General features: G+C 62.8%; 1 protein-coding gene. It reads left to right on the top strand.

The features are described 5' to 3' along the window. Positions 1–1,138: DUF6537 domain-containing protein (locus tag AC1DT3_RS22095; RefSeq protein WP_477467317.1), on the top strand; the 1,138-nt coding region annotated here is incomplete at both ends.

The raw sequence follows: 1,138 nt of genomic DNA, 5'->3' as shown, positions 1-1,138 counted from the left end.
ATCGGCGCCATTCTCGGCATGGCGGCGCATCTCGAGGGCAAGGGCCTCGGCATGATCGATATGGCCGGCCTCGCGCAGAAAGGCGGTGCGGTCTACAGCCATGTGCGCCTCGCCAATCATCAAGACGACATCCACGCGATCCGGGTCGCTGCCGGCGCCGCACATCTGGTTCTCGGCTGCGATCTTGTCGTCACGGGCACAAAGAAGGTGCTCGCATCGGTCAAGCAAGGTCAAACGGCGCTCATCGTGAACACCGCCGAGGTGATGCCCGGCGAGTTCACCCGCAACGCCGATTTCTCCCTGCCGGTGGAGCGGATCAAGCGCGCCATCACGACGGCGGCCGGAGCGGACGGGGTCGCCTTCGTGAATGCCACGAGCGTCGCGACGAAGATCCTCGGCAACGCGATTGCCGCCAACATGTTCACGTTGGGCTACGCGTATCAGATCGGTCGCGTTCCGCTGCACGCGGAATCGATCGAGAAAGCGATCGAACTGAACGGCGAGGCCGTGAAGATGAACCTGTCGGCCTTCAATTGGGGACGCCGCGCCGCTGCCGAGCCGGAGGTCGTCGCGAAGATCATGAACGATCTCTCGACCCCGACCGACGAGTTGGTCCTGTCCACGAGTCTCGACGAATTGATCGAGCGGCGCGTCGGCTTCCTGGAAGCCTATCAAAGCCGCTCCTACGCCAAGCGTTACCGCAAATCCGTCGAACGCGTCCGCGCGGCGGAGACGGCGATGATGCCTTCGACGACCGCGCTCACCGAATCCGTTGCCCGCTCGCTCTTCAAGCTCATGGCGTACAAGGACGAGTATGAAGTGGCCCGTCTCTACACGGACGGCCATTTCGAGCGTCTGGTGTCATCGACGTTCGAAGGCGACAACCTGCGCTACGAATTCCATCTCGCGCCGCCGCTTTTCGCCCGCAAGGACAAGGTCACCGGACTGCCGCGCAAGATGAGCTTCGGCCCGTGGATGATGAAGGCCTTCAAGGTTCTCGCACGCTTCAAGATCTTGCGTGGAACGCCCCTCGATGTCTTCGGGTACAGCCATGAGCGGCGCACCGAACGACAATTGGTCCGTGCGTTCGAGGCGCAACTCGACGAGATCGTGCGCAACCTGACGCCGGGCAACCACG

Source organism: Microvirga sp. P4_G7 (assembly GCF_056401005.1).
This window is presented reverse-complemented; position numbering and strand designations above follow the sequence as displayed.